The sequence below is a fragment of the Rhodococcus sp. IEGM 27 genome (assembly GCF_033142305.1).
GTDB lineage: Bacteria > Actinomycetota > Actinomycetes > Mycobacteriales > Mycobacteriaceae > Rhodococcus_F > Rhodococcus_F oxybenzonivorans.
Map to the genome: position 1 here is coordinate 1 of NZ_JAWLSG010000029.1, position 6,362 is coordinate 6,362.

1 protein-coding gene is annotated in these 6,362 nt (G+C 66.9%); it reads left to right on the forward strand.

Annotated elements, in window-relative coordinates; all coding sequences use genetic code 11:
- Window positions 1-6,362, forward strand: a 6,362-nt coding sequence (locus tag R4P95_RS33280) for a non-ribosomal peptide synthetase (RefSeq protein ID WP_317747829.1), incomplete at both ends; no start/stop codon positions are given.

Genomic DNA, 6,362 nt, shown 5'->3' on the forward strand with positions numbered 1-6,362 from the left:
CGTCGGTGGTGGTGGTGCTCGATGAGTTGCCGGTGACGGTGAATGGCAAGCTCGACCGCAAGGCCCTCCCCGAACCCGACTTCGGCGCCGAGATGCTCGGATACGTCGCTCCCCGTGGCGCGTTCGAGGAGATAGTGACTGCGGTTGTCGCCGACCTGCTCGGAATTCCGCGGGTGGGAGTGAACGACAACTTCTTTGCCATTGGCGGAAACTCCCTGACGGCCACTCGCTTGGTGGCGCGCGTCAATGCCGCTGTCGGAAACCGGATCAGCGTTCGCGACGTGTTCGACGCGCCCACAGTGGCCGGTCTGGCGATGCTGGCGCAGTCGCACGAAGGGCGTGAATCCCGCCCGCCGCTGAAGGCGAGGGAAAACGGTGCGGAAGTCCCGGTGTCACCCGCCCAACAGCGGATGTGGTTCATCAACCAATTCGACACCTCCTCATCCGCATACAACGTGGCGTTTGCGTTGAGGCTGGACGGTGAACTCGACATACCTGCGCTTCAGGCGGCGGTCGCCGACGTGATCGAGCGGCACGAGGCCGTGCGCACCATCTTCCCCCTCACCGACCACGGACCGCGTCAGGTGATCGTGCCGACGACGAGCGCGCTGCCCCACCTCACTCCGGTCGGTGTGACGGGAGAGGCCGAACTCCGTGCACGCGCCCTGCGGGTGCTGTCCGAGGGATTCGACGTGACGCAGCAGGTTCCACTGCGCGCGAACCTTTTCCGACTCGACGCGAATGCGCACGTGCTCGCGGTGGTCGTGCACCACATTGCGGCCGACGGCTTCTCGATGTCTCCGCTGGCCCGCGACGTCATGGATGCGTACGTGTCGAGAGTGAATGGGACTGCGCCGGATTGGGCCCCGCTTCCCGTGCAGTACGCCGATTACACGGTGTGGCAGTACGAGTGGCTGGGCTCGGGGGCAGAGGAAACCTCGCCGATGTCGAGACAGCTGGCCTATTGGACCACCGCGCTGGCGGACCTGCCCGAAGTACTGGACCTACCCACAGACCGTCCCCGACCGGCTGTCCGATCACTTCGCGGCGGACGCGTCGAGTTCGAGATCGCTCCGGAGATTCACGCCGGCGTGGTGGCGCTGGCGCGGCAACACACAACGACGGTGTTCATGACAGTGCATGCCGCGCTGGCGATCTTGCTGGCACGACTGAGCGGGTTCGATGACATCGCCGTCGGGACGCCGATCGCCGGGCGTGGTGAGCGTGAACTCGACGACGTGGTGGGGATGTTCGTGAACACGCTCGTCCTCCGCACCCGAGTCGACGGCGGCGCCACCTTCACCGAGTTCTTGGACAATGTTCGGGAAACCGACCTCGGTGCCTTCATGCACGCCGATATTCCGTTCGAACGCGTGGTGGAGGCAGTGAGTCCGTCCCGCTCGACGGCCTACTCACCGCTGTTCCAGGTGATGTTCGAATTCCAGAACATCGAGCGGCCCACGCTGGAACTGCCGAATCTGCGGGTGCGGAGCATCGATGTGGCGATCGAGACCGCAAACTTCGACCTCCAGTTGACGCTGGCCGAGAACGTGGACGCGGAGGGCAACCCCGGAGGGATCACCGCGGGACTCGGTTATGCGACCGACCTCTTCGACGACGCTACGGTGGCCGGGTTCGCGGAACGACTCCAGCGCATCCTCGCGACCGTCACGGCCGGCCCGGACACCCCGGTGGGTGACATCGACATCCTCGGCGTTCGCGAACGCGCCGACCTGATTCCGGTGACGGGCGCTGTGGCGGGTGCAGCGCGGACGCTGCCGGAACTGCTCGCGGCGGCGGTCGCCCACGATCCGGACGCCGTCGCGTTGGTGTTCGAGAGTCGTCACGTGCGCTACCGCGAACTCGATGAGCGTTCGAATCAATTGGCTCGCGGTTTGATCGAGCGTGGGGCCGGGCCGGAAACCGTGGTGGCCGTGTGCGTGCCCCGTTCCGTCGAGTCCGTTCTGGCCGTGTGGGGGGTGGCCAAGTCGGGTGCCGCGTTCCTTCCGGTGGATCCCCAGCACCCGGCGGCGCGCATCGAATACATGCTCACCGACTCCGGGGCCGTGTTGGGTGTGACGACTTCGTCGCAACGCAGCGCACTGCCCGGCGGGTTGCCGTGGCTGGCGGTGGACGAAGCGGACGGGCTGTCGACGTACCGGGCGTCGGCAGTCACCGAGGACGAGCGGACTTCGCCGGTCCGGCTCGACAATCCGGCCTACCTGATCTACACCTCGGGGTCGACGGGACGACCCAAAGGCGTGGTGACCACGCATCGCGGCCTGGCAGATTTCGCCCTGCAGGAGCGGGAGACTTTCGCCACGACGGCCGCGTCCAGAGTGCTGCATTTCGCGTCACCGAGCTTCGATGCCTCCGTACTGGAATTGCTGTTGGCCGTCGGGGCGGCCGCCACCATGGTGATCGCACCACCGACCGTGTACGGCGGCGCCGAACTGACGCAACTCCTGGAAGCCGAGCGGGTGACGCATTGCTTCGTCACCCCGGCCGCGCTGGCGTCGGTCGATACCGCTCAACTCACCGACCTCGAGTGCGTGGTCACAGGCGGCGAAGCGTGTCCCCCGGAACTATGTGCGCGGTGGGCACCGGGCAGGCGAATGTTCAACGCGTACGGTCCGACCGAAGCGACAGTCGTGTCCAGTATCAGCGACGCACTGGTACCGGAGGCGCCGGTCACCATCGGCGCGCCTACTCGTGGCTTCTCCGAGGTCGTGCTCGACTCACGTCTGCAGCCGGTCCCGGTAAATGTGCCCGGGGAGTTGTATCTCGCAGGCGCCGCCCTCGCGCGCGGCTATCACCGGCGGATCACTCTGACGGCCGAACGCTTCGTCGCCGATCCCTTCGGCCCGGCGGGCAGCCGGATGTATCGCACCGGGGATCGGGTGCGTTGGACGAGGGACGGGCAACTGGAATACCTCGGCCGCAACGACACCCAGGTGAAGATCCGGGGCTTTCGCATCGAACTCGGTGAGATCGAGTCCGCCCTGCTTGCCCACGACGATGTGGCCCAGGCCGTCGCAAGCGTGTGGAACGGGGACGGCAGTGCTGATCGGCTGATCGGTTACCTCGTGCCGGAATCCGGCGTGTCGATCGACCCGAGGGCGGTGCTCGACTTCGTCGGTGGCCGGTTGGCGTTGTATATGGTGCCGGCCGCGCTGGTCGTGCTCGATTCGCTTCCGCTGACTGTTCACGGGAAGCTCGATCGAACAGCACTTCCCGCCCCCGACTTCGGAGCCTCGGCGTTGCAGAGCCGGCCGCCGCGAACGGAGACCGAGGAGCTTCTCGCGGGACTGTTCGCGGATGTTCTCGGGATCGACTCGGTAGGTGCCACGGCCGATTTCTTCGCGCTCGGCGGCGACAGCATCATGTCGATACAGTTGGTGGCCCGCGCCAAGGCCGCCGGGGTAATCCTCTCTCCCCGAGACGTGTTCGATCGCAGAACGGTGGCCGGCCTCGCGGAGGTGGCGCGATTCGACGACGGAGGTCCAGTCGCGCTCGATGAGATGCCGGGCGGGGGCGTCGGCACCCTGCCCTTGACGCCGGTGGCCCGCTGGTTGATCGAACGCAGCGGCGGCCGACTCGACAGGTTCTCCCAAGCGCTGCTGCTCGCGGCCCCCGCCGGCCTCACTCGGGACGTTCTCGAGGGTGCCGTGGACGCGTTGCTCGATCGGCACGACATGCTCCGGGTACGATTGCTCGCCGACGACCAGGGTATGGAAGTGCTGCCGCCGGGATCGGTGCGGGCGCAGGGGTTGGTTCGCCACGTGCCGGTCGAGACGGTCGACGGGGACGGCTTCACAGCGCTCGCGGCCGCAGAACTCGATGCTGCGGCCGACCACCTGGATCCGGCCGGCGCAGCCATGCTGCGGGTGGTGTGGTTCGACGTTCCGAACGGCGTCGGGCGCCTACTCGTGGTGGTCCATCACCTCGCGGTCGACGGTGTGTCGTGGCGCATTCTCGTCGCCGACCTCGCATCGGTGTGCACTCAGCTTCAGGTGGGCGCGACTCCTACTCTGCCGGACGTTGGAACGTCGATGCGGCGGTGGTCGCATGGCCTGCGCGACGCGGTGCCGCAACGAATGCCGGAACTGCCGATGTGGGAGACAATTCTCGACGGCACAGATCCGTTGATCGGTTCGCGTCCGCTGAACCCCGAAGTCGACGTCGCCGCGACCGTGGACACGGTCAACGTCGACGTGCCGTCGAGCGTGACCGCCGACCTGCTCACCACGCTTCCGGCGGCCTTCCACGGCAGCGTCGGCGACGGGCTGCTGACCGCGCTGGCATTGGCACTGACCGCCTGGCGAGGCGAACAGGGCAGTGCCGCAGCGGACACCGTTATCACACTCGAAGGGCACGGACGCGAGGAGCACGTCGTCGCGGGCGCGGATGTGTCCCGCACCGTCGGCTGGTTCACCACTGTGTACCCGGTGAGAGTGGACCTCACCGGGATCGATGTCGACAACGCCCTGACCGGAGGTCGCGCGGCAGGGCAGGCAGTCAAGGCGGTCAAAGAACAGTTGCTCGCCATTCCGGATCACGGGATCGGTTTCGGAATGCTGCGCTACCTGGACGATGACACGGCAATGTCGCTTCGCCGGTTCCGTTCTCCCCAGGTCAGTTTCAACTATCTGGGCCGGGTCGTCACCACAGGCGGAACGGAGGACTGGCTCCCGGTGGAGAGCACGCTCGGCGGAACCCAGAACACCGACATGCCCGTCGCATCCGTTCTCGACATCAACGCTCTGGTCGACGACCGCCCCGACGGTCCCCGCCTGAGGGCGACGATCGCCTATCCCCGCGGCGTACTCGACAACGCCGAGATCACGGCCTTCGCGAATCTGTGGCGCAGCGCGCTCGGCGCACTCGCGGCGCACGTGTCGCGGCCGGGAGCGGGCGGGTTGACACCGTCCGATGTGCCGCTGGTGTCGGTCAGCCAGCAGCAGATCGAGCGCTGGGAAGAGCGGTTTCCGGCGCTGCGTGACGTGTGGTCGCTGTCGCCGCTGCAGTCGGGATTGCTCTTCCACGCGTCGCTCGTCACCGACAGGGTGGACGTCTACACGGCACAAATGCGGATCGACCTGGAGGGGACAGTCGATGCCGAGCGTCTGCGGGCTGCCGCGGCCGGACTGCTGGCCCACCACGCGAACTTGCGGTCCGCGTTCGTCTACGACGACGACGGTGTTCCGGTGCAGCTGGTGCTCGATGCGGTGGAGGTGCCGTGGCGGGAGGTGGATCTGACCGGACACGGGCCGGAGGCCGCCGCGGAGTTGACACGCCTCCTCGACGAAGACCGCAGCGCCAAGTTCGATCTCGAAGCACCCCCGCTCGTGCGATTCAGGCTGCTGCACACAGGCCCTGGCAGCTACGTGCTCGCCATCACCAACCATCACATCGTCCTGGACGGCTGGTCGATGCCACTGCTCGTGCGGGAATTGCTCGTGCGTTACGCCGATGACAGCCCAGATATCCTGCCGGAGGCACCGTCGTACAGCACCTATCTGGAATGGGTAGCGAACCGCGACCGAGAGACATCGGCCCGGGCCTGGGAGGGAGCCCTCGACGGCGTCGAGGAGCCGACACTGGTGGCGCCGCACGCGTCGGCGATGCAGTACGGAGTGCCCGGCGAGGTCGACGTCGACCTGCCCGCCGATGTGATCGCCCCGCTGGACGCGGTGACACGGCGCCTCGGCGGCACGATGAACACGGTGATCCAGGCTTCGTGGGGAGTATTGCTGTCGCGGTTGCTCTCCCGCGACGACGTGGTCTTCGGCGCCACGGTCTCGGGCCGACCGCCGCACCTACCCGGCGTCGAGAACATGGTGGGATTGTTCATCAACACCCTGCCGGTGCGGGTGCGGGTGAACCCGGCGGAGACCTTCGCGGAACTGCTCGGCCGCATGCAGGGGGAGCAGACTGCCCTGCTCGATCACCACCACGTCGGGCTCGGTGAAATTCAGCAGCGAGTCGGTCTGGGAACCCTGTTCGACACGCTGTCGGTGTTCGAATCGTATCCGATCGACACGACCGGATTGGGCGAGGACACCGACATCGCAGGCATGCGAGTGACGGGCGTCGATGCCCGCGACGCCACACACTATCCCCTCACCCTGATGACGAGTCTCGAACCGCGACTCCGGCTGAGCCTTCGCTACCAGGCCGGTGCTATCGACCACGAGACGGTCACCCGAATCGCGGGGCGACTGAGCGCAATTCTCGGCACCATCTCCCGGGACGTCGACACTCTGGTAGGCGACGTCGATCTCTTCGCGCCGGGTGAGCGGGAGTTGGTGTTGGGGGGGTGGAATGCGACGGGGTGTGTGGTGCCGGGGGTGTCGTTGGTG